The sequence below is a fragment of the Flavobacterium sp. LHD-85 genome (assembly GCF_030929595.1).
GTDB lineage: Bacteria > Bacteroidota > Bacteroidia > Flavobacteriales > Flavobacteriaceae > Flavobacterium.
In genome coordinates this window covers 107,399-131,855 of record NZ_JAVFVR010000004.1, presented here as the reverse complement: position 1 = coordinate 131,855, position 24,457 = coordinate 107,399, and the positions used below count along the sequence as shown (strand labels likewise).

21 protein-coding genes are annotated in these 24,457 nt (G+C 34.0%); 9 read left to right on the top strand and 12 right to left on the bottom strand.

The features are described from left to right. Nucleotides 1-123: 123 nt before the first annotated feature. The 9 genes from RB618_RS08325 to RB618_RS08285 all read left to right on the top strand — a co-directional run bounded on the left by RB618_RS08325 (nt 124) and on the right by RB618_RS08285 (nt 15,462). The gene (locus tag RB618_RS08325; RefSeq protein ID WP_308068330.1) at nt 124-3,126 is read left to right on the top strand and encodes a SusC/RagA family TonB-linked outer membrane protein; all 3,003 of its coding nucleotides are present in this window, start codon (nt 124-126) and stop codon (nt 3,124-3,126) included. 4 nt (nt 3,127-3,130) lie between these two features. Further along, on the top strand, nt 3,131-4,594 hold the full coding sequence (locus tag RB618_RS08320; RefSeq protein ID WP_308068329.1) for a RagB/SusD family nutrient uptake outer membrane protein: 1,464 nt from the start codon (nt 3,131-3,133) through the stop codon (nt 4,592-4,594). 74 nt (nt 4,595-4,668) lie between these two features. Continuing rightward, on the top strand, nt 4,669-6,045 hold the full coding sequence (locus tag RB618_RS08315) for a glucoamylase family protein (protein WP_308068328.1): 1,377 nt from the start codon (nt 4,669-4,671) through the stop codon (nt 6,043-6,045). Nucleotides 6,046-6,050: 5 nt separating this feature from the next. Next, on the top strand, nt 6,051-6,764 hold the full coding sequence (locus RB618_RS08310) for a prolyl oligopeptidase family serine peptidase (protein ID WP_308068327.1): 714 nt from the start codon (nt 6,051-6,053) through the stop codon (nt 6,762-6,764). Between the two features lie 10 nt (nt 6,765-6,774). Beyond that, nucleotides 6,775-9,075 (top strand): beta-glucosidase BglX, encoded by a 2,301-nt coding sequence (bglX, locus tag RB618_RS08305; protein ID WP_308068326.1) that lies wholly within the window; start codon nt 6,775-6,777, stop codon nt 9,073-9,075. A 92-nt stretch (nt 9,076-9,167) separates the two neighbouring features. Further along, the gene (locus RB618_RS08300) at nt 9,168-9,941 is read left to right on the top strand and encodes a glycerophosphodiester phosphodiesterase family protein (RefSeq protein ID WP_308068325.1); all 774 of its coding nucleotides are present in this window, start codon (nt 9,168-9,170) and stop codon (nt 9,939-9,941) included. A 31-nt stretch (nt 9,942-9,972) separates the two neighbouring features. Further along, on the top strand, nt 9,973-11,892 hold the full coding sequence (locus tag RB618_RS08295; protein WP_308068324.1) for a discoidin domain-containing protein: 1,920 nt from the start codon (nt 9,973-9,975) through the stop codon (nt 11,890-11,892). Between the two features lie 60 nt (nt 11,893-11,952). Further along, nucleotides 11,953-13,905, top strand: a complete 1,953-nt coding sequence (locus tag RB618_RS08290; protein ID WP_308068323.1) for a family 43 glycosylhydrolase — start codon at nt 11,953-11,955, stop codon at nt 13,903-13,905. Nucleotides 13,906-14,070: 165 nt separating this feature from the next. Next, entirely contained in the window at nt 14,071-15,462 is a 1,392-nt protein-coding gene (locus RB618_RS08285) for a M20/M25/M40 family metallo-hydrolase (protein WP_308068322.1), read from the top strand. A gap of 255 nt (nt 15,463-15,717) precedes the next feature. On the opposite strand, the gene RB618_RS08280 is transcribed toward RB618_RS08285, so the two are convergent. The 12 genes from RB618_RS08280 to tpiA all read right to left on the bottom strand — a co-directional run bounded on the left by RB618_RS08280 (nt 15,718) and on the right by tpiA (nt 24,445). Further along, complete coding sequence (locus RB618_RS08280) at nt 15,718-16,020, bottom strand: hypothetical protein (protein WP_308068321.1); 303 nt, start codon at nt 16,018-16,020, stop codon at nt 15,718-15,720. Between the two features lie 5 nt (nt 16,021-16,025). Next, nucleotides 16,026-16,478, bottom strand: coding sequence for a hypothetical protein (locus RB618_RS08275; protein ID WP_308068320.1), 453 nt, complete (start codon nt 16,476-16,478; stop codon nt 16,026-16,028). Between the two features lie 87 nt (nt 16,479-16,565). Then, nucleotides 16,566-17,246, bottom strand: a complete 681-nt coding sequence (locus RB618_RS08270; protein WP_308068319.1) for a YiiX family permuted papain-like enzyme — start codon at nt 17,244-17,246, stop codon at nt 16,566-16,568. A 99-nt stretch (nt 17,247-17,345) separates the two neighbouring features. Next, the gene (locus RB618_RS08265) at nt 17,346-18,251 is read right to left on the bottom strand and encodes a hypothetical protein (RefSeq protein ID WP_308068318.1); all 906 of its coding nucleotides are present in this window, start codon (nt 18,249-18,251) and stop codon (nt 17,346-17,348) included. Between the two features lie 23 nt (nt 18,252-18,274). Beyond that, complete coding sequence (gene kdsA, locus RB618_RS08260; protein ID WP_111376987.1) at nt 18,275-19,093, bottom strand: 3-deoxy-8-phosphooctulonate synthase; 819 nt, start codon at nt 19,091-19,093, stop codon at nt 18,275-18,277. Between the two features lie 230 nt (nt 19,094-19,323). After that, nucleotides 19,324-19,659 carry a hypothetical protein gene (locus tag RB618_RS08255; RefSeq protein WP_308068317.1) on the bottom strand — a complete coding sequence of 112 codons (336 nt, stop codon included), beginning with the start codon at nt 19,657-19,659 and terminating at the stop codon, nt 19,324-19,326. Nucleotides 19,660-19,690: 31 nt separating this feature from the next. Further along, nucleotides 19,691-20,140 carry a 2-dehydro-3-deoxyphosphooctonate aldolase gene (locus RB618_RS08250; protein ID WP_308068316.1) on the bottom strand — a complete coding sequence of 150 codons (450 nt, stop codon included), beginning with the start codon at nt 20,138-20,140 and terminating at the stop codon, nt 19,691-19,693. Between the two features lie 19 nt (nt 20,141-20,159). Next, on the bottom strand, nt 20,160-20,846 hold the full coding sequence (locus RB618_RS08245; protein ID WP_308068315.1) for a lysoplasmalogenase: 687 nt from the start codon (nt 20,844-20,846) through the stop codon (nt 20,160-20,162). An 8-nt stretch (nt 20,847-20,854) separates the two neighbouring features. Then, on the bottom strand, nt 20,855-22,126 hold the full coding sequence (locus RB618_RS08240) for a sterol desaturase family protein (RefSeq protein WP_308068314.1): 1,272 nt from the start codon (nt 22,124-22,126) through the stop codon (nt 20,855-20,857). Nucleotides 22,127-22,413: 287 nt separating this feature from the next. Beyond that, the gene (locus tag RB618_RS08235) at nt 22,414-22,689 is read right to left on the bottom strand and encodes an ATP-dependent Clp protease adaptor ClpS (protein ID WP_095927736.1); all 276 of its coding nucleotides are present in this window, start codon (nt 22,687-22,689) and stop codon (nt 22,414-22,416) included. Nucleotides 22,690-22,728: 39 nt separating this feature from the next. Beyond that, nucleotides 22,729-23,562 carry a 50S ribosomal protein L11 methyltransferase gene (gene prmA, locus RB618_RS08230; RefSeq protein WP_308068313.1) on the bottom strand — a complete coding sequence of 278 codons (834 nt, stop codon included), beginning with the start codon at nt 23,560-23,562 and terminating at the stop codon, nt 22,729-22,731. Nucleotides 23,563-23,692: 130 nt separating this feature from the next. Next, nucleotides 23,693-24,445, bottom strand: a complete 753-nt coding sequence (gene tpiA / locus RB618_RS08225) for a triose-phosphate isomerase (RefSeq protein WP_012025485.1) — start codon at nt 24,443-24,445, stop codon at nt 23,693-23,695. Nucleotides 24,446-24,457: the final 12 nt, after the last annotated feature.

Below are 24,457 nucleotides of genomic sequence, written 5' to 3'. Positions count from 1 at the left end.
ATAATCATTGTTATAAGATAAAATTTTAACATATTGATGTAGCTATGTTGTAGTGGTGCTTGATGTACTACAACGTTGTAATTGCTTAATTTGGCTCTACTAACTTAAACGATTACGTACTGTATGAAAAATTTTATTTTTAGCTTTTTAGCGCTCTTGCTGCTGCCTACATTTATGTTAGGACAGACACAAGCAATCAAAGGAAAAGTAGTAGACAGTAGTGGAATGGGAATTCCAGGAGCAATTATCGCTTCAGCTGATGCTAGAGCAACTGCAGATGCAGATTTCGACGGAAACTTTACAATTAATGCAAAACCTGGAGACATTTTAAAAGTTTCTATGTTAGGTTTTGATTCGGTTTCTGTACCGGCAACAGCCGTACCAATGACAATTACCTTAAAAGAAGCCGAAGACACAGCTTTAAAAGAAGTGGTTGTAATTGGGTACGGTACAAGAAAGAAAATTGATAATACTTCGGCTGTAAGTTCTTTAAAATCAGAAGAAATTACAAAAATGAAGGTGTCAAATGCAACTCAAGCAATTCAAGGGAAAGCTGCTGGGGTTCAGGTAACTTCTTCTAATACGCCTGGTGGAACACCTTCAGTAATTATTAGAGGGGTTGGTACAGCGTTAGGGGGAAGAAATCCTTTATATGTTGTTGATGGAATGCCAACTGACAACATCAATAACATTAACACAAATGATATTACTTCTTATGAAGTTTTGAAAGATGCCTCTGCACTTGCTATCTATGGTACTAGAGGTGCGAATGGTGTTATCATGATTACTACAAAAACGGGTAAAGGCAAAATGACTATTGATTTTGATAGTTATAGTGGTTTTAAATCTGCTTTGAAGAAAGTGAAAATGGCTAATAGTGAGGAATTTGCGCGTTATAGTAATGCAGCTTTCAATGATCCAACTAAATTCTCTTTGAATCAGCCAATCAATACAAATTGGTATGATGAAATTACACGCACAGGGACATATTCAGAAAACAATATCGCATTGTCTGGTTCATCAGAAAGTATTAAATACTTTTTAAGTGCAGGAAACTACGAAGAGAAAGGAATTTTGAATGGCACAGATTATTCTCGTACAACTATTAGAAGTAACAACGAGTACAAAATTTCTGAAAGACTTAAATTAAGTCAAAATTTTAGTGTGAGCTCAATAAAAAACACACCAAAACCATTATCTGCATTTACAACAGCTTATAGACAATCGCCAATCGTTCCAGTACGTTTTGCTGATGGGAAATATGGTGTTCCTTTTGTAAATAATGGAGTTGCAGCAGAAACAGGTTCTCAATTTAATTCAGTTGGAAATCCAGTAAGTGCTATCGATTATAATAATGAAAAACAGCAAACGGTTATTTTGCAAGGAGGCTTGAAATTAGATTTTGATATTACAAAATCATTAAAATTCACTTCTCAATTTAACGGAGAGTTTTATACTTACAAACAATACAACTACGTTGACAATCTAGCTATTTGGTTAGCGGCAGATCCGAATAGAGTTGTAGATGCGTACGATCCAAAAAGTAATATTAATACCTTAACAAGAAATAGAGATCAATATTTCAATTGGAACTTATCTAACTATTTTACTTATAATAAAGTATTTGCGGATATTCACGATGTTGAGGTTACTGCGGGTATTGAGGCAAACGTTATTGGAACAAGAGAAAAACTTGGCATTACTAGAAAAAATGTTGAAGCTAATTCTAATTACTGGGCTTTAGACGGCGTTCCTTACGCTGCAAATGTTGTGGGGTATACAGATGTTGCATTAAATCAGCAAAAATTATCATCATATTTTGCACGTTTCCAATACAAATTAATGGACAAATATTTGTTTACAGGGACAGTAAGACGTGATGGATCTTCACAGTTTTCTGAAGGTAACCGTTGGGGAACTTTCCCATCATTTGGTGCTGGATGGATTGTAACAAAAGAAAATTTCTTAAGTAATGTAAAAGGTCTTGATTTATTAAAGATTAGAGGTTCTTGGGGTAGATTAGGTAATCAGAAAGTGCCTTTAAACAATCAGACTTTTACTTCAGGCTTAAATTATGGACCAGATTCAAGTTCAGGAATTACTGTTGACTCAGCTGTAGATCCAAACTTATCTTGGGAGATTGTTGAGGAACTTTCAGGAGGTTTTGACATTGAAATGTTTAATAATAGATTGAAAGGATCTTTTGATGTTTATGATAAAAACACAACAAACGCTATTTTATATGTTTTACCATATTCAACTTCAGGACTTACTCAAAGGACAGCTACTCACGTAGGAGAGGTTTCAAACAAAGGTTACGAAATTGCTCTTCGTTGGGATGATAAAATCAACGATAATTTAAGTTACTGGGTTGGAGGTAATTTTTCTCACAACCAAAATAAATTAGCTAGTTTGAACAATCCTTCAATTGCTCCAATTGTGTCAGGAAATTTAGGAAACGGTCAGAATACTAAAATGCTTGACATTACATCTGTTGGACAGCCAATCGGAAGTTTCTACATGTACGAATATGCAGGAATAGATCCAACAAATGGACAAATGCTATATTACAATGCAAGTGGAAATAAAGTTGCTCAAGGCGCTTTAAATGAAGTTAATGATAAAAAATATGTTGGTTCAGTTTTACCTACTGCAAACTATGGTGTAACATTAGGTCTAACATATAAAGCTATTGATTTTTCTGTTGACGGATACGGTACAGGAGGAGCAAAAGTATATAATGGAAAAAAAGCGCAACGTTTTTCTGGAGAAAACGTAGAAGCTTCTTTAACTCATGATTTCTGGACTTCAACAAACACAACGGCTTCAAATCCAGCTCCATTTAACCAAGTTCCAGTTGCTTCAACTTATTATTTAGAATCAGCTGACTTTTTTAGAATTAATAACATTACAGTTGGATACAAACTTCCTTTAAAAGAAGATGGTTTTATCAACTACTGTAGAATTTATGTAAATGCTGTAAATCCATTTATTACTCAAAAATTCTCAGGATTTTCACCTGAAGCTTTAGGAGACGGAGAATTAGTTACAGGTACTCAAGGTGTTGAGTTAGATGCTTACCCATCATTGAGATCATTTGTTATTGGAGCTAATTTAAAATTTTAATATTATGAAAAGAATATATATATCATTGTTTATACTTGCTGGACTCTTTTCAGGATGTTCAGATGATTTTTTAGATGTTGATCAGACGGATAAAATCCCTGTTGATGTAGAATATCTAAATACTGATAGTAAAGCTACAGAATTGGTTACTTCTATTTACAACCAGTTTTTATCTTGGGACATGTCATCTTTTGGATGGAATGGGGTAACAAGTATCATTTCTGATGATGCCGACAAAGGTTCAGACCCAGGTGATACAGGTGCAGATAAGGACGTGTTGGATGCGTTAACTTACAATGCTTCAACTCCTTCATTTGAAAGTGTTTGGAAAGCAAATTATGCCGGAATCAATAGATGTAATCAAGCATTAACGTATTTGCCACAGCTGGACAAAGTGACTCCTGCGTTAAGAAATAGATTAATTGGAGAAGCAAAATTCATGAGAGCTTTCATGTACTTTACTTTAGTAAAAGGATATGGAGCAGTTCCAATTGTTGATCGTTTAGCAAATATACCTTTGACACCAGAAGACAAAGAAATGCAATTAACTCGTAGACCTGTTTCTGATGTTTATACTTTTATTGAGAAAGATCTTGCGGAGGCAGCCGAATTGTTGCCAGAAAAAAGTACTTATTCAGGAAATGACAAACAAAGGGTTTCTAAAGGTTCGGCTTATGCATTATTAGCAAAAGTAAATTTATACTTGAAAAACTGGCAGGCTGTAATTGATAATTGTGATAAAGTAACAGGTTATACTTTAGTAGCTGATTATTCTTCACAATTTAAATTAGAAGGAGAATTTGGTTCAGAATCAATTTTTGAAATCAATGGTGTTGGTTCGCCGACTTCTGATCAGAAATTAGGAATTGGTAATTATTCAGTTTCTCAAGCTCCAAGAGGTGCTGGAGGATGGGGCTGGGGATTTAACACGCCAACTCAAGGGCTTGCAAATGCTTACGAGCCTGGTGATGTTAGAAAAAATGCTACCATAATCTTTAGAGGTTCAGTTTTATATGACGGGACAATTGTACCTTCAACAGTAACAAATCCGATGTATAATTATAAAGCTTATTCGTCAGATTTTTCTAATCTTGAATTTACAGATACAAACCTTAGATACTTAAGATATGCTGAAGTTTTATTAATGAAAGCAGAAGCTCTTAATGAATTAGGGCAGACAAGTGCTGCAGTTCCGTTCTTAAACCAAGTAAGACACAGAGCTAATTTAGGTGATACTCCTGCAGTTTCGCAAGCAGATGTGAGAACCGCAATCTGGAAAGAAAGAAGAGTAGAACTTGCTTTTGAACATGACAGATGGTTTGATATTGTTAGAACAGGTCAAGCTCAGGCAGCTATGGCAGCAGATGGAAAAACATTTGTGGTTGGAAAACATGAATTATGGCCTATACCAACATTTTTCATTAGAGAATCAGTTGGATATTCAACTCAAAACCCTGGCGGTTATTAATCAAAATCTTAAAAATCACTTCCTTCAGATTTCCTGAAGGAAGTGATTATTTATCAAAATCTTAAATTTTTATAATGGTTAGAATTTCAGTTTTATTTTTAGCTTTTGCTTTTTTTAGTTGTGGAAAAACAGAGAAGTCAAAAGAAAATGTACAGGAAAATACTTCTGGCGTTACTGCATTAACAGATGAGCAGCTTTTAGATGCTGTTCAAAAACAAACATTTAAATATTTCTGGGATTATGCAGAACCAAATTCTGGATTAGCCAGAGAGCGTTATCATCCAGATGGAGTTTACCCTGAAAACGATTCTAATATCGTAACAACAGGTGGTTCAGGTTTTGGATTAATGGCGCTTGTTTCAGGAATGTCTCAAGGTTATATTACAAAAGAGCAAGGGGTAGATAGACTTAACAAAATTGCAGATTTTTTAAGCAAAGCAGATCGTTTTCACGGAGCATGGTCACATTGGATTGACGGAAATACAGGAAAAGTAAAGCCTTTTGGAACCAAGGATAATGGTGGTGATTTAGTTGAAACCTCATTTTTGGTTGCAGGAATGATTACCGTTCGTGAATATCTTAAAGATGGTTCTGAAAAAGAAAAAGCAGTAGCACAAAAATATGATGCACTTTGGAAAGGTGTTGAATGGCAATGGTATACAAATAACAAAAACGTATTATACTGGCATTGGTCTCCTTCTTATGCATGGCAGATGAATTTTCCGTTGCAAGGATATAACGAATGTCTTATTACCTACGTAATGGCAGCGTCTTCGCCAACACATGCAATCGATGCAAAAGCATATCACGAAGGATGGGCGAGAAGCGGTGGCATCGTTTCTTCAAAAACAAAATACAATATCCCTCTTATTTTAAAACATAATGGTGCAGAAGAATTTGGCGGTCCGTTATTCTGGGCTCATTATTCTTATGTTGGTTTAGATCCAAATCAATTAAGCGATAAATACGCTAATTACTGGGATTTAAATGTAAATCAGACCAAAATTAATTATGAGTATTGCGTTCAAAATCCAAATAAAAATGCAGGTTATGGTCCTGAATATTGGGGTTTAACAGCTTCTTATTCTAGAAATCCTGACGGTTCTATTGGGTATAATGCACACATGCCAAGTAACGATCAAGGCGTAATTTCGCCAACAGCTGCAATCAGTTCTATTGTTTATACGCCAAAAGAATCTATGGCTTTGATCAGAAATTTATATGAAAATCATAAAGATGAAACTTGGGGCGATGCTGGTTTTTATGACGCTTTAAGTTTAGGAAATAAATGGGTAGCAAAACGTTATTTAGCAATTGATCAAGGTCCAGAAGTTGTAATGATCGAAAATTATAGAACAGGATTGCTGTGGAAATTGTTTATGAATGCGCCAGAAGTAAAACAAGGTTTAACAAAACTTGGATTTAAATCTGGAAAATACGGGATTCAATAATTGACATGAAATACAAATTAGCTTTTTTATCTTTTTTGTTGTCGCTTTTAGGCTTTAGCCAGAGTGAAACAACTGGAAAAATAAATACGGTTATAATGGAAAAGTATGAGTTGGGTTATGTGTTGCATAAACCAGCAAATACAAAAGAGAAAAAGCCTTTGATTGTTTTTATTTCTGGAGATGGAGAAAAGGGAACTGATTTGGAGAAAGTGAAGATTCATGGTCCTTTAAAGTATTTAAAAACACATCAATTAGATACATATGTTTTAGCTCCGCAATGTAAAGAAGATGAGAATTGGGATATCGAATCAATTTATCAGCTGATTGTGAAAATTCAGAAAGAAAACAAAATTGATTCAGAAAGAATTTATGTTACTGGTTTGAGCTCAGGAGGTTGGGCTTCTTGGAATTTGGCTTTCGCACATCCAGATCTATTTGCAGCAAACGTACCTGTCGCTGGTTTTGTAGATTTAATTCAACTGGAAAAAACGTGTGAAATAGCCAATATTCCAACCAGAATTTTTCATGGATTACTTGATGATGTGGTAAATGTGAATTATGCAATCACAATTTACAAAGAATTAAAAAAATGTGATGCTAAAGATGTGAAGCTGATCATTTTTGATGATGCGGGACATGACAGCTGGACAAAAGTATACGATAATCAAGAAATCTACGACTGGATGTTGCAGCAAAGAAAAACGAATACAAACAAATAAATAGAATAGAATGAAAAACAAATTAGTCTTACTTTTTTTAGGATGCGCTGTTTTGGGTTATGCTCAAAAAAAGCCAGCTAAAAATACAGTGAAAATTAAACCAAAGTCTGAATTTGTGGCGGAATTAATGTCAAAAATGACTTTAGACGAGAAATTGGGTCAGTTAAACTTGCCAACATCTGGTGATATTACCACAGGGCAGGCAAACAGCTCAAATGTGGCAAAAAATATTGCTGAAGGAAAAGTGGGAGGTTTGTTCAACATTAAATCAGTTCAAAAAATTAAAGAAGTACAGAAAATTGCGGTTGAAAAAAGCCGTTTAAAAATTCCGTTGCTTTTTGGTATGGACGTTATTCACGGTTACGAAACAACATTCCCAATCCCGTTAGGATTATCTTGTACTTGGGATATGGGATTAATTGAAAGAAGTGCGCAAATTGCTGCAAAAGAAGCAAGTGCAGATGGTATCAACTGGACATTTTCTCCAATGGTTGACATCTCTCGCGATCCAAGATGGGGAAGAGTTTCTGAAGGTTCGGGAGAAGATCCATACTTAGGAAGCCAAATTGCAAAAGCAATGGTTAACGGTTACCAACAGCATGACCTTTCAAAAAACAACTCAATTTTAGCTTGTGTTAAGCACTTTGCATTATATGGAGCTCCAGAAGGCGGACGTGATTACAACACTGTCGATATGAGCCACATCAGAATGTTTAACGATTATTTCCCTCCTTACAAAGCAGCGGTGGATGCAGGTGTAGGTTCGGTTATGGCTTCTTTCAATGAAGTTGACGGGATTCCAGCAACAGGAAACAAATGGTTAATGACAGACGTTTTGAGAAAACAATGGGGTTTCAAAGGATTTGTAGTAACAGATTTTACAGGTATTCCTGAAATGATCCCTCACGGAATGGGAGATTTACAGCAAGTTTCTGCTTTAGCATTAAACGCTGGAGTTGAAATGGATATGGTTGGAGAAGGTTTCTTAGGAACTTTGAAAAAATCTTTGGATGAAGGAAAAGTAAAAATCGAAACTATCGATAATGCTGTAAAACTTATTTTAGAAGCAAAATATGACTTAGGATTATTCCAAGATCCGTACAAATATTGTGACGAGAAGAGAGCAAAAACGGAAATTTTTACAACAGATAGCAGAAAAGAAGCACGTGATATTGCAGCACAATCTTTAGTGTTATTAAAAAACCAAAATCAGTTGTTACCTCTTAAAAAATCAGGAACAATTGGTTTAATCGGACCATTGGCAGATGCTAAAGAAAATATGCCAGGAACTTGGAGTGTGGCTACAAAAATGGAAAATGCCGTTTCATTATTGAGAGGTATTAAAGAAGTTGCTGGAACTGGAACGAAAGTTCTATATGCTAAAGGAAGTAATTTAGATTATGATGAAACTTTTGAAACGAACGCAACAATGTTCGGTAAGACATTACACCGTGATGCTCATACAAAAGAAGAATTATTAGCAGAAGCTTTAAAAGTAGCAGAACAGTCAGATGTAATTGTGGCAGCTTTAGGAGAATCAGCAGAAATGAGCGGAGAATCTAGCAGCCGTACAAACTTAGAAATTCCACAAGCGCAAAAAGATTTATTAAACGCTTTGTTAAAAACTGGAAAACCAGTTGTTTTAGTTTTATTTGACGGACGTCCGTTAGTAATTACTGACGAAGAAAAAACAGTTCCAGCTATTTTAAATGCTTGGTTTGCGGGTACAGAAGCTGGTTATGCCATTGCTGATGTGTTATTTGGAGATGTAAATCCTTCAGGAAAATTGACTTCAACTTTCCCAAGAAGCGTTGGACAATTGCCAATTTACTACGCACACAAAAATACAGGAAGACCACTTTCTAACACAGAGGGTAAATTCGAAAAATTCAGATCTAATTATATTGACGAAAGAAACGAGCCTTTATTTCCATTCGGATTTGGTTTAAGCTACACAACTTTTGATTATTCAAACTTGAAAATTTCTTCTGATAAAATGAATGCTTCAGGGAAATTGAAAGTAACAGTTGATGTAACTAATACTGGAAATTTTGACGGAAAAGAAACTGTTCAATTATACATTAGAGATTTAGTTGGTTCGGTAACAAGACCAGTTAGAGAATTAAAAGGTTTCCAAAAAATAACACTTAAAAAAGGTGAAAAACAAACAGTAAGTTTTGATATTACTGTTGAAGATTTAAAATTTTATAACTCTGATTTACAATTCGTAGCAGAGCCAGGGCAGTTTGATATTTTCGTTGGAGGAAATTCAAATGCCGATAAGAAAGTTAGTTTTGAGTTAACTAAATAGTTGGTTTATTTGATTAGTGAAAAGCCCTTCGTTTGGAGGGCTTTTTTTCTAAAATGGCAAAACCTTTTTGTAATTTTTTAACTACGATTATTATGAATAAAATTAAAATGTTTAGTGCGGTATGTCTTATCGCTTTCTCCTACTGCAATGCACAAAAGAATGCAATAGTAGCGCATCGCGGTGCGTGGAAAAAGAATAATCTGCCAGAAAATTCTATTGCATCTTTAAGACATGCAATAGATTTAAAATTGCCAGGATCAGAGTTTGATGTTTGGAGAACAGCAGATGATTCACTTGTAATTAATCATGATGCACATTACAACAAACTGCTTATTGAAGAAACGAATTATGCAGATTTGATAAAGTTTAAACTTTCCAACGGAGAAAAACTTCCAACGCTGTATGAATATATTTCAGAAGGAATGCGAAATAACAAACATACACTTTTGGTGTGCGAAATTAAACCTTCAGAAATTAGTAAAGAAAGAGGACAAAAAACGGGTGTAGCAGCAGTCGAAACCATTAAAAAATTAAAAGCCGATAAAAATGCCTGCTACATCAGTTTTGATTACGATATTCTAAAGAAAATCAGAACAATAGATTCTAAAACTTCTTTGCAATATTTAGAAGGGAACAAATCTCCAAAAGAAGTCAAAGCAGATAAAATTAACGGCGTTGATTATCATTATTCTGTTTTTCAAAAACATCCGGAATGGATACAAGAAGCTAAAGACAATAAAATTATCTTAAACGCTTGGACTGTTAACGATGCGAGAGATATGGATTGGATTATTGAGCACAAATTCAACTATATCACCACAAATGAACCCGAACTTTTAAAGGAAAGAAAAGAGATTAAAAAATAGTCTTTAAAGCTTAACTTAAGAAAATCTAACCATGAAAAAATTATATAAAAAACTAACGCCTATTGTATTGCTTTCGATGCTTTTCGGAAACAATCTTTTGGCGCAAAATTCTGGTAAAACAGAATGGTTTGACCCTAGCAGACCAGCTACAACCTATTGTAATCCAATAAATATCGGCTACAATTTTACAACACACAATCATAACAGAATTCCAGAATCACGCCGTTCTAGTGCCGATCCTGTAATTATCACTTATAAAGGTGAATATTACTTATTCGCAACAAATCAGGCAGGTTTTTTTTGGAGTAAAGACATGTCAGACTGGAATTTTGTTTACGGAAGTTTCCAAAGACAGCCGGGCGATGACGATCAATGTGCTCCAGCAGCATGGGTTGTAAACGACACATTGTTTTATGTTGGTTCAACTTGGAAGAGAGATCATCCGATTTGGAAAACAGCAGATCCAAAATCAGGAAGATGGACACGTCACGTAGATAAAGCAATGCTACCAACTTGGGATCCAGCAATTTTTCAAGATGATGACAAAAAAGTATATATGTACTACGGTTCAAGCGGAAAATTACCACTTGTAGGTGTTGAGGTTGACTATAATACTTGGCTTCCAAAAGGAAATCAAGCTGATTATGCTACATTATACAAAGCGACAGAAGTTGAAGATATTCAGAAACCTTATGGGCAAATTAAAGAAGTTGCGATTTTAGATCCATCAGCACATGGATGGGAACGTTTTGGACCAAACAACGATATGGAACCTGCACCTTGGGGAAATTTTATTGAAGGAGCGTGGATGACCAAACATAACGGGAAATATTATATGCAATATGGAGCGCCTGCAACCGAATTTAAAGGATATGCAAATGGAGTTCATGTAGGAGATAATCCGTTAGGGCCATTTACGTACCAAAAACACAATCCGATGTCATATAAACCAGGCGGATTTGTAATTGGAGCAGGGCACGGAAATACTTTTGCAGATAATTATGGAAATTACTGGAATACAGGAACGTGCAAAATTTCTATTAAAGATCGTTTTGAGCGTCGTATAGATATGTTTCCTGCTGGATTTGATAAAGATGATGTAATGTATTCTATTACAGCTTATGGAGACTTCCCAATTTTGCTTCCAACAAGCAATCGCGATCAGACAAAAGGAGCTTCTTCTGGATGGATGCTGCTATCCTACAAAAAGCCAGTAACGGTTTCTTCTTCAGAAGAATGTATGGAAGTAGAAACGCACAGAATGGATCATGGCGGTAAAAAAGTATATGAGAAATTCTGTTACGGGCCAGAAAATCTTACCGATGAAAATATTCAAACGTACTGGTCTGCAAAAACGAGCAAGCCAGGAGAATGGCTTCAAATGGATTTAGGCAGACAAATGGAAATAAATGCTTTGCAGATAAATTATGCAGATCATAAAGCAACGCAGTTTAATAAAGCAATGGATATTTATTACCAATATAAAATATTCATGTCTGATGATGCTCAAAATTGGACTTTGGTTGTAGATAAATCTAAAAATGATAAAGACGTTCCGCATGATTATGTAGAGCTTACAAAATCAATTAAAGCGCGTTACATTAAAATGGAAAATATTCATAATGCATCTGGATTGTTTGCGATTTCTGATTTTAGAGTTTTTGGAAATGGTTTAGCAGCAAAACCAAAAGCAGTTGCTTCTTTCAAAGTAGATAGAAACAAGGCAGATTCACGAAATGCTATGATTTCTTGGAAAAAACAAAATGACGCTGTTGGTTATAATATTTACTACGGAATTGCTCCAGATAAATTGTACAACAGTATTATGGTTTATGGCGATAATACCTATGATTTTAGAGGTTTAGACAAAGGGACAGAATATTATTTTACAATTGAAGCGTTTAACGAAAACGGAAAATCAGCTTTAAATCAAATTAAAAAAGTTAATTAAAATGTTTAGGCAGAGTATATTATATAAAACTCGATGTTTAATAATATATAAAATGAAGTTATGAGAAGAGCGGGAGTCATTTTACTATCAATTTTTTTTATGTACTGTGGAAGCCATAAAAAAAGCACCAATGCTACAAGTCCTCTGAAGAATGATATTCAAGTAAATTCTTCAGGAAAAACAGAATGGTTCGATCCGAATGTAAGTCAGACCACGTATTGTAATCCTATGAACATTAGCTACGCTTATGGTGTAGAGAATCATAATGGCATTCCAGAATCTCGCCGTTCAAGTGCAGATCCTGTAATTATGACCTACAAAGGAGATTATTATTTGTTTGCGACCAATCAGGCTGGTTTTTTCTGGAGCAAAGATATGTCAAATTGGGATTTTGTTTATGGCAGTTTTCAGCGTCAGCCCCATAGCAGCGATATTTGCTGTCCGTCGGCCTTAGAAATAAAAGACACTTTGTTTTTGATAGGACCAGATCGTTATATGCCAATCTGGAAGACCGCAAAACCAAAAGAAGGATTATGGACTCGCCATGTTGATAGTATTATTCATCCTGCTGGAGATCCAGGTGTTTTTCTTGATGATGATGGAAGGCTTTATTCGTATTATGGAACAAGCGGGCGTTATCCATTAGTGGGTTGTGAATTAGATTATAAGACTTGGCAGCCTATAAAAGGAAAAGACTATATTCCTCAAGCCGTTGCAGATTATACCAATCAGGAAGATGCAGTTGATTTGAATAAAAGAGGTATAAAAGAACTTCTATGGATTCGTCCAAAAGAACATGGTTGGGAGCGTTTTGGCCCAAATAACGATCTTGAACCTGCACCTTGGGGAGACTTTATTGAAGGGGCATGGATGAATAAATATAATGGAAAATACTATTTGCAATATGCCGCTCCTGGAACTGAGTTTAAAGGATATGCAAATGGAGTTTATGTAGGAGATAAGCCATTAGGCCCTTTTACCTATCAGCCACATAATCCGATGTCGTATAAACCAGGCGGATTTGTAATTGGAGCAGGGCACGGAAACACCTTTGAAGATCTTCATGGCAATTTCTGGAATACAGGAACTTGTAAAATCTCAATGAAAGATCGTTTCGAGCGACGTATAGATATGTTTCCAGCGGGATTTGATAAAGATGGCATTATGTATTCGATTACGTCCTATGGAGATTATCCTATAAAACTGTCGCAAGAAAAAAGAGATCAGACCAAAGGAGCTTCTTCAGGATGGATGCTACTGTCGTACAAAAAAACGGCAAAAGTTTCCTCTGTAGATTCTTGTGCTTTGACTCAAACGCATAGAATTGATAATCAAGGAAAAAAAGTTTTTGAAAATTTATGTTTTGGAGCCGAAAACTTGACGGATGAAAATATTCAATCTTGGTGGTCGGCCAAAACAAGTGATCCTGGAGAATGGCTTGAGCTTGATTTAGGCAGGCAAATGGAAATTAATGCACTGCAAATCAATTATGCAGATCATAAAACAACGCAGTTTAATAAGGCAATGGACATTTATCATCAATATAAAATCTTCATGTCTGATGATGCTGTAAATTGGCAATTAGTTGTAGATAAATCTAAAAATGATAGAGACGTGCCGCATGATTATGTCGAACTTACCAAAGCTATCAAAGCACGCTACATAAAAATGATAAATGTACATATGGCATCAGGGTTATTTGCTGTTTCAGATTTTAGAGTTTTTGGAAACGGATTAGGAGCAAAACCAAAATCTGTATCTTCTTTTAAAGTGGATAGAAGTAAAGCAGATTCTAGAAATGCTATGATTTCATGGAAAAAACAATCTGATGCGATTGGTTATAATATTTATTACGGAATCGCTCCAGACAAATTGTACAACAGCATTATGGTTTATGGCGATAATACATACGATTTTAGAGGTTTAGACAAAGGCACTAAATATTATTTTACTATAGAGCCTTTTAGTGAAAACGGAATTGGAACAAAAAATAAGATTATAGAAGTTAAATAATTTTTATTTATCGAATGTGTAAAGGCTCCAATTACAAATTGAAGAATTTGTAATTGGAGCTTTTTTTTTGAGAAAAGGTTGAGAAAAGACTTTACTAATGTCAAGAATTTTGTTCCTTTGCGAATATGCCACTGGCATACTAAACTCCAAATTACTACAGAAACTATGAAAAAAACGATTCTTTTAACTGCTTTAGTTTTAAACGGATTGACATCTTTTGCGCAGACAAACGATGAAAAAAACATTAAATTATTTTACAAAAAAGCTTTAACCGAAGCAAAATGCTACACTTGGCTAGAATACTTGTCAAATGATATTGGCGCTCGTTTGTCTGGATCTAAAGGAGCAGAACAGGCAGTTGATTACACCAAAAGACAATTAGAAAGTCTAGGACTTGATAAAGTTTATTTGCAAGAAGTTATGGTGCCACATTGGGTTCGAGGCGAAAAAGAAACAGCCTATATTCTTGATGGAAAAGTAAAAACCACTGTGCCAATTTGCGCATTAGGAGGTTCAGTAGCAACTCCAAAAACAGGTCTTACAGCAGAAATAATCGAAGTTCAAGGAATAAAAGAATTAAACGAACTTGGAGCTGACAAAGTAAAAGGTAAAATTGTTTTCTATAACAGACCAATGAATCCTGAAAACATTGAAACTTTTACTTCTTACGGAGCTTGTGTGGATCAAAGATTTGCAGGAGCAAAAGAAGCTGCAAAATTGGGAGCAGTAGGAACAATTGTTCGTTCTATGAATTTGCGTCTAGACGATTTTCCTCATACAGGAGCACAAAGTTATGGAGATTTGCCAAAAGCACAATATATTCCGACAGCTGCGATCAGTACAAATGGGGCTGAATTGTTGAGTAAATCTTTAAAAGCAAATCCAGCTTTGAAATTTTACTTCAAACAATCTTGCGAGACTTTACCAGATGCTTTGTCTTATAACGTAATCGGAGAATTGACGGGAAGCGTGACTCCAGAAAATATTATGGTTGTTGGAGGACATTTAGATTCTTGGGATTTAGCAGATGGTTCTCATGACGATGGAGCAGGAGTAGTGCAAAGTATGGAAGTAATCCGTATTTTGAAAAACTTAAACTATAAACCTAAAAACACCATTCGTGTAGTTTTGTTTATGAATGAAGAAAACGGCGGAAGAGGTGGCGCTAAATATGAGGAAGTTTCAAAACAAAACAAAGAGAATCATATTTTTGCATTAGAAAGTGATTCAGGAGGATTTTCTCCAAGAGGGTTTTCAATTGAAGCTGACGATGCTAATTTAAAAAAGATACAAGGTTACAGAGACCTTTTTGAACCTTATTTAGTACATAGTTTTACAATTGGTCATGCAGGTTCTGATATTAATCATTTAACTTCGCAAGCTATTGTTAAAGCAGGTTTAAAACCAGATTCTCAGCGTTATTTCGATTACCACCACGCAGCAAATGATACTTTTGATGCTATCAACAAAAGAGAATTAGAACTTGGTGCAGCAACAATGACTACATTAATGTATTTATTGGACCAAAACGGAATCGAAACTAAAAAAGCAAATTAAGTTTCAAAAATAATAAATAGAAAAGGGCTGTCTCAAAAGGATAGCTTTTTTTTTGTAAGCTTCGGAGAAGCGGCATATTTATAGAAAAGGGAAAATGTTTCCAAATATAAAGCTCCAGAGGAGCGACATGTTTTTTGCAATGTACGCAATATGTCACTCCTCTGGAGCTTTTTTCATTTTCTTATTGAAATTCTATAAATATTTTACCCCTTTGGGGTTTGTAATAGTGTTTTTTTATTAATATGATTTTAAAAATCAAGATTTCATCACAATCAAATAATAAAAGAAAGTGATTGGAATATTAGATAGTAGCATCAAAATTTTAACACCTATTTCTTTTCGTTGTTGAGGTAAATGAAGAAATCTTTCAGCCAAATGAATAAGCATAATTATATTTACAATTATTGCCGCCAATGCAAAAGGCCATGCAATAACTAAAACAGTCGGATTTTCATTTGAAATGATATAAAATATAAATAAGACTGTCGTAATTATAAAGGTACCTACAGCCAATTCAATAGATTGTTTTTCTTCAGAAGGGTTATGAATTGTTTTCATTTTTTTTAAATTTTAAAAGTTTGCTGAATAGTTTGAATAGGCATAAAAAGCATTTTTGAAAAATCGAGATAATGAAAGGCATTTGCTTTTTTACCTCTTTTAAATTGTTGAATGAAATAGTTTATACGTTTCGGGTAGAAAATAGTTCCAGTTGCTATTACCATAAACAGATACAAGCTTTTCTTTCCGTTTCCGAGCAGATAATACTGCATGCCAATTTCTTCGTAAACTGAAACTCCAGTATTGGTCAGAACATGAATGATGTCGTGATCTTCTAGTTTTTCCTGAATATCAAAATGGTTTTTGTAAAGAAAATTTCCTAAGCCAAATCCTAAACTTTCTTCTGGATAATCCATCAAAGTATTTTTGTCAATATTCCAAGGTTCATTCTTTTTAAAATATTTTTGATATGGTTTTTTGGAACATTCATACAGTTTTTCAATCAAATAATCTCTCATAAGGCGTTGGTTTAAAAGTTCTTTGAATTTCAAAGTTAATTAGCAAATAAAAAAGCTAGAATGAATTAAGACTAGCTTTTTAAGATATTAATAAGTGTCTACGACTGTTTTCAATATAGTAGAATCGGCAATATCAGAAGGAGCAACGACTTTTTCCTCTAACGGAATATCGTTACCGTAACGTTCTTTTAGTATTTTCTGAACTCTTGGATCTTGCAAATTAAAATCTTTCAGCTCTCTAAGCTTAGATAATTCTATTCCTGCAGCATTTTTATAAATCTTCCAAATCAGTTCAGAACAATATATCCTGCTGTCCGTCCATTCAAAATAAGCATCATATTCTTTACCGTCGAATTGCTGACTATAATCTTTCATTTTCTGTAAAACCTGTGGACTTAAAACGCTATCGTCTTTTAATCTTTTTACCACATATTTGTTGTCTTTTCCATGTTTAATCCAATCTTCAAGAGGAGTAAGTTTTACTGGTTGAACGGCTTCAAAAACAAACCAATTTCCATCAATATCGTAAATAATGCCACAATGTGAGAATTTAGAATTCGTTGCAATTCGAACGGCTTCACATTGTTTAGATTCCGAAGTTTGAAAAATAAGATCACCATCTTTAAATTTAGAAGCAATTGTTTTTTCTTTTTCTTCTTTGTTTCCTGTAAATGGATTATTTGGAAAAACTTTTATAGCAACAAATAGCGCACAGCCAAAGCTTATGATAAAAGTAATGATCGGGAATAGATATTTTTTGAATTTCATAAAGTATAATTTAAAGTACTTTGAGTTGCAAAGTAAAAGATAAAAAAAATAGCTGCCAAATAAAATGACAGCTATTTTCTAAATATATTTTGCGAAATATTAGATTCTGAAAATACCTCCAACAGCAATGATTCGTTGGAAATAAGTAAAGTGCTGAGAAGCTTTATCCTCAGGACTTGTAGTAGTTTTAATATCTTGCATGTTGATATAACCTCCTTTTAACTCTCCTTGCACATAAAAATGTTTGAAAAAAGTAATGTTAAGACCTGCTTTTGCAGAAACCCCATAACCAGAAACATGAAAGTCATCATGACGTTCTTTACCTAAAATTGTAGTATTGGTTTTTGGATATAAAACCCCAGCGCCAATACCTTCAGTTAAGTTAATCTGGACTTTATCAATATTTGGTAAGCCAAACCATTTAGAAACATCATCAAATCTAGAAACTTCCGTATTAATGTAGTTTAAACCATCTGTATGTTCGTACATTAAAAAAGCTGGACCATTTACATTTATTTCACCATTGCCATAACCACCTTCTTTGGCTCCTCCTTGAGACATATCGACAGGAGTATTGTTGTAATTACCATTGTAAATTGATGCAGGATCATCTGAAGGCAAATTGATGTTTCCGGTAACATTTGCAATTTGATTCTGTGACATTACATATTTCATGTGGTCAACACCAATTGCAACACTATAATGATCACTGAAAAAATATCCTAATCTCAAATTAGTTTGAGGAATAGTCATATTTACAGGATTAACATAGTCTACATGCCATCCTTTTGGTTTATCATGAGCCGCCATATTCTCAACAGTAAAATTGTAATCTTTACCTCTAAAGTTTACATCAGATTTTGAGTAGCTTTCTCTATTACCGCCCCACATTACAAAGAATTTACCTTTGTTGTGTGCAGCGTATTTTTGTACAGGTATTTCTTCTTGAGCAAAGGTGTTTAAAGAAACACAAGCAAGAAGAAAAACTAAAATTTTTGTTTTCAAAGAACTTAAGTATTATATAATTATTAAAAGGCGTTTACCGTTTTTCTGATGGCTACCAACTTGTTCATTAAACCTTCAAAATAGTCTAAATGAAGCATATTAGCGCCATCACTTTTTGCATTTGCAGGATCAAAATGTGTTTCGATAAAAATACCATCAACACCAACTGCAATACCCGCTTTAGCCACTGTTTCGATCATATCAGGTCTTCCGCCAGTTACTCCAGCTGTTTGATTTGGCTGTTGTAAAGAGTGAGTTACGTCTAAAACCGTAGAAGCATATTGCTGCATAGTAGGAATACCTCTAAAATCAACAATCATGTCTTGGTAGCCAAACATAGTACCGCGATCTGTAACCATAACATTTTCGTTATTACAGTCTAAAACTTTCTGAACAGCATGTTTCATGCTTTCTGGACTCATGAATTGTCCTTTTTTCAAGTTTACCGTTTTTCCTGTGTTAGCAGCAGCCACAACAAGATCAGTCTGACGAACTAAGAAAGCCGGAATCTGCAATACATCTACATATTGTGCAGCCATATCAGCATCTTCATTGGTATGAATATCTGTTACAGTTGGAACATGAAAAGTTTCTGAAACTTTTCTTAAGATTTTTAATGCTTTTTCGTCACCAATTCCAGAAAAACTGTCAATTCTAGAACGGTTTGCTTTTTTGAAAGATCCTTTAAATACATAAGGAATCTGAAGATTGTCGGTAATACCAACTAGTTTTTCAGCAATTCTAAGAGCCATTTCTTCTCCTTCAATAGCGCAAGGCCCCGCCAATAAAAAGAAATTTCCGCTATCAGTATGCTTAATTTGTGGAATATGTTGTAAGTTCATAAAATTATTTTTTTGCAATGCAAAGGTAGTTATGATTTATGAATAGCAGATGAAGATTTAAGATTATTTTAAGAAGTCGAATAACTGACTAGGAGCTAAGTAGAATTGACGAATTGCTAAAATTTCTTTAGAATGATTAAATGCTTTTTCCGAGACAATATTAAAGCATGAAAAGAAACTAATAGATGACATTTATCATGTTTTAAAGTTTTGCAGTTTATTGCTGTTTTTTAGCTTTGAACGGCCTCTTTTTTTGATCTGTTTTCTCTCCATCTTTTGATCAAAAATTGTATTGCAATAATCAAAATCAGAATAAGAAGTAAAAAGAAAGAAGCCATAACAATGCCTAAAAGAGGCATTCCGCATCTTACTGGGTTTGGATATTGTTCGTATTGTTTTGAAAAATTGTAATTGACAATATAGCAAGAAATAATAGAGAACAAAATATAAGAAATAATGCTAATCCAAGTTACAGAACTAAGTGTAAGCGAAATTGGTTTATAGATTGTTTTAGTTCCTATTGTTAGTTGAAATAATACAGGAAGCAGAATTAATATAAAAGGCAATATTTCAAGTATAATTTTATACTTTGATGATTTATTGTTTCAACCTCAATCCTACTGGAACCATCAAAACTCCCTTTTCATAAACATTCAAATAAAGCTTAATCGGCTTTTTTTGCCCATCCCATTTCAACTCATAAACATTCAAAAACCCAGCCCCCATATTGCTTCTTTTAGTCGGAAAAGGGCAGCAGGTTTCTAATCTGGAATACGTTATTTTTTCGCCATTTGGGCCAGCTAAAGCGTTTAAGAAACGAGTTTCGTTTAAAGCTTCGTTGTTAGTGTTCTGAAAAAATATATTAATAGGATAGTCAGGATCGTAACCGTACTTTTTGTCTTTGGCAAATTGTGTTATAGAAAAAGTATTATCTTTTTTTAAAATCAAATCTGGCGCATTGTCGTCAACATTTTTTAATGTCGATTTTGTGCTTACACAAGAGGAAGCGCTGATTAATAAAACAATTAAAAGAGTTATTTTTTTCATGGTTGAGGTTGTTGGAAGATTAAACTGTTTGCTCTACTTTTTTCGGATTTAGTTTTAAAACACCAACTACAATCAGATATTGTGCCAGAAGATAAGTTAGCATGATAAAAAAAGAGCTTTTGGGAATTGGGACATAAAATTTATTTACAGCCAAAATGCTATCTGAAATTACAAAGAAAAGCGCACCAAAAAACACTAGCTGGTTTCCTGGTTTTTCCCAAACCAAAAATCCGTTGAAAGCAAATAAAAGCATGATTGAGATTATCGAAGCGTAAATAGAAACAGGAATTTCAAGATCTCCTAAATGAGGCATTAAAACAGAAATCATTCCAATTAAATATACGGCAATAAGAATGCTGCCAAATATAAAAAGTGGTTTGTTTTGTTTTTTTCTAATTCTTCTCTGTTTATTAAAAAGTATGCAATAGATAATATGTGCCATCAGGAAAAATACTAACCCTAAAATGAAATAAATCTCGCCAAGATCTGTAAAAAGCAAAATAACGTCTCCAAGCCATGAAAGTGTAAGTGCAGCCAATAAAATGTTCTGACTCGGAAATTTTCTGTAAAAATAAGCGCCAAACCCGATAATTGGTATCAAAATGGGTTTAAGAAAAAGGTCGAAACGTTCGTATCCTAAAAGTAGAATAAACAGGTAAACGATACTAAATACTGCATAAAGTTTAAAAAAAGAAGAATTTCTCATAATAGGGGTTATGAATTGATATATTGGTTTTGGTTGGTTTTAAAATCAAAATTTATAAAATAAAATGTAGTTAAAAAAGATAAGATCAGGTAGGTAAAAATAATATAATTACTAATTGGAATTACATGATTTAAACCAAACCAATCTCCATAATAACCAATAATACAAACTACAATTCCTAGTCGAATACCTTCCCATAAAAGGGCATGTCGATTTTTGTCCATTAACTCTGTGTAGCTATATATGGTTATAAAAATAAAAAAGCCATAGATAAAAATATTTGGAAGACCAATTTTGGCAATATTATCAAACAAATAGCTTACAAATAGCAATGTTATTAAAACTTGTGCAACAGACCAATATATTAATTTTTGAGAATTTTGTGTGCCGTACTTCTCAAAATTAAAAACATTTTCAATTTTGTTTACGGGATATTTTTCTTCAAAATTTTCAGGACGCCAACCTGTTGGTTTAAACCAAATAGTGAATTTGTCTTTCCACTTTGGAGCACGCCAGGCGTCTTTTATGAGTAAGCTCAAATGCTGAAAATTTATTTTAATTGGATTCCATGTGTTGGCAGGTCTCGTAATTCCGAAAACAGGAGGAACTTCGTCTAATTCTTCTTGGAAAGTGCCAAAAAGTTTATCCCAAAAAATGAAAATCTGCGAATGGTTTTTGTCCAAATATTCCGGATTAATGGCATGATGCACGCGATGGTGTGAAGGAGTTACTAAAATATGCTCCAAAAAGCCCATTTTTTTTATGTGTTTGGTATGATACCAAAATTGCAAGAATAAGTGAATAGGCAACGTAATAGCAATTACAGAAGCAGGAACGCCCAATAGCGCAGCTGGTATCAATAAAAAAGTAAAGAGATTAACTAAACTGGCAATTGGCTGACGTAGTGCGCAAGCAAGATTAAATTCTTCGCTGCTGTGATGTATAGCGTGTTTGTTCCAAAGAAAGTTAATCTGGTGTGCCAGTCGATGACTCCAATACCCGTAGAAATCAATAACAAAGAAAGCAATGCAATAGGAGAGAACATTGGTCTCTAAATGCTGGAATGCAATTTTAGAAACTAGCCATTCGTAAGAAAGAAAAGTTACGCTTAGCCCTAGAACGTCTTTAACTGAATTGGTAATTCCAGAACTTATACTAGATACGCTATCTATTAATGGAGCGGTGTCATTTTTTTTATAAATGCCATAAATTTTTTCAATAACAATTAAGGCTAAAAAAACCGGCATTGCAATAATCAATATCTTTCCGTATTCTTCCATAAAAAAAACATTCTATTTCGTTCAAATATAGAATAAAATCGAATGCTTTTTTAAATTATTGATAAAATAAAGCGTATTAATATGGTATTTTGATTTAAAATAAATTAAATAGAGAGAGGATTCTCAGACAATTGAAAAAGAAAAATAAACGGAATTGGAGTTATTGATCTCTATTTTTTTTTTGCAACAGTTTTTTTGGGAGGAGCTGAAATCTATAGAAATAGAAACGCATTCTATTCAATTCTAATGTAGAATAAAACAGAATGCGTTTTTTAATTATGAATCAATTAGACAATTTCGGCGCTAAGACCAGCTTCCAAAAGTTGTGTGCATTGAGGTTTAAGTTTTTCAATTGGCCCTGTTTTTACAGTGCATTTTCCGTTGTAATGAACGATTAAAGAACATTGCTCAGCTTGTTCAGCCGTATGGTCGCAAACACGCATAAGAGTATCGATTACGTGATCAAAAGTGTTTACATCATCATTATATACAATGATCTCGTTATTAAAAGCAATGGCTTCTTTTTCGCGAACTCTTTCTCTTACTTTTTCTTTAGTACTCATAGTTTTATGTTTTTTTGTACTGGGTTGATTATCAATTATCTAATTTACGTATTTTAGAGATACCCAGTTGTTTCTTTGAAACTTTTTAACATAAGTTAAACCTTTTTCAACACATGAAGCATCAATAAACGGAATGTCTTCTTCATAAAAACCACTAAAAAGAATTATTCCTTTTGGATTTAAAGAATCAACATACGCTTGCATATCATTCAATAAAATATTTCTGTTGATATTGGCAATAATCAAATCATATTTTTTGCCTGCCAATAATGCCGCATCGCCTTCATAAACGCTGATGTGTTTGCAATTATTGCGTTCCGCATTCTCAATTGAGTTTAAATAACACCAATTATCAATATCAATTGCATCGATTGGTTCAGCTCCTTTCATTTCAGCCAGAATAGCTAAAATGGCAGTTCCGCAACCCATGTCTAAAGTCTTAAGGCCCTTAACGTCCATTTCCAGCAAATGCTGAATCATCATGTGAGTGGTTTCATGATGCCCAGTTCCAAAACTCATTTTAGGCTCAATTACAATATCAAATTCAGCATCAGTTTTTTCGTGAAAAGGAGCGCGAACATGGCATTTTCCGTCAACATCAATTGGTTCAAAATTCTTTTCCCATTCTTCGTTCCAGTTTACCTGATCAATTTCTTCAATCGTATATTCAATTTTAAACTCTTCAGATTGTAGAATATAAATATCATCTAGAATATTCTCATCCCATAAATCCTTTTTCACAAAAGCTGAAATTCCGTTTTCTGTTTCTGTAAAACTTTCAAACGCTTTTTCGCCCAATTCAGCCACTAAAATTTCAGAACCCAATTCTTTCGGCTCAATTGTAAAATGATATCCTAAATAGATGTTTGACATAAATAAAAATTTTTGCAAAGGTAATCCTTAAATTATAAATTTTCAATTTAAAAATTCCAAATTCTAAAACGAAAAAACCATTCGCACAGCGAATGGTTTTTTGTAAAATCTTAGATCTTAGATCTAAAAATTAGATTGCTGTAACAATTGCTAAGAAATCGTCAGCTTTTAAAGCAGCGCCTCCAATTAAACCACCATCTACGTCTGGTTTAGAGAAGATTTCTTTAGCATTTTCTGGTTTTACAGAACCACCGTATAAAATAGAAACTTCATCAGCGATTTCAGCTCCAAAAGCTTTACGGATAGTTTCTCTAATAAATTCGTGCATTTCTTGAGCTTGCTCTGGCGAAGCAGTTTCTCCGGTTCCAATAGCCCAAACTGGCTCATAAGCTAAAACAATTTTAGACCAAGATTCTTTGGCGATATGGAAAACTCCATCACGTAATTGGTTCTCAACAATGTTGAAGTGATTTCCAGACTGACGGTCTTTTAATTCTTCTCCGAAGCAAAAAATTACGGTCATATCGTGTTTTAAAGCTGTATCAACTTTGTTTGCGATTAAAGCATCTGTTTCGTGAAAAATGGCTCTGCGCTCAGAGTGACCTAAGATTACTGTGTTAACGCCAATACTAGTTAGCATATCTGCAGAAATTTCTCCTGTAAAAGCACCACCTTCAGCTTGGTGAACGTTTTGTGCAGAAACTCCGATAGTTGTATTTTTTAATTTTGCAGCAGCAGCTTGTAAGTTTACAAAAGTTGGAGCTACAATTACTTGTGCATTTGTTTTCGCTGGAATTTTAGCAATTAATTCGTTTAATAACTCTTCAGTCTGTGCAGCATTTTTATGCATTTTCCAGTTTCCTGCAACAATCGATTTTCTCATTTTGGTAGTTTT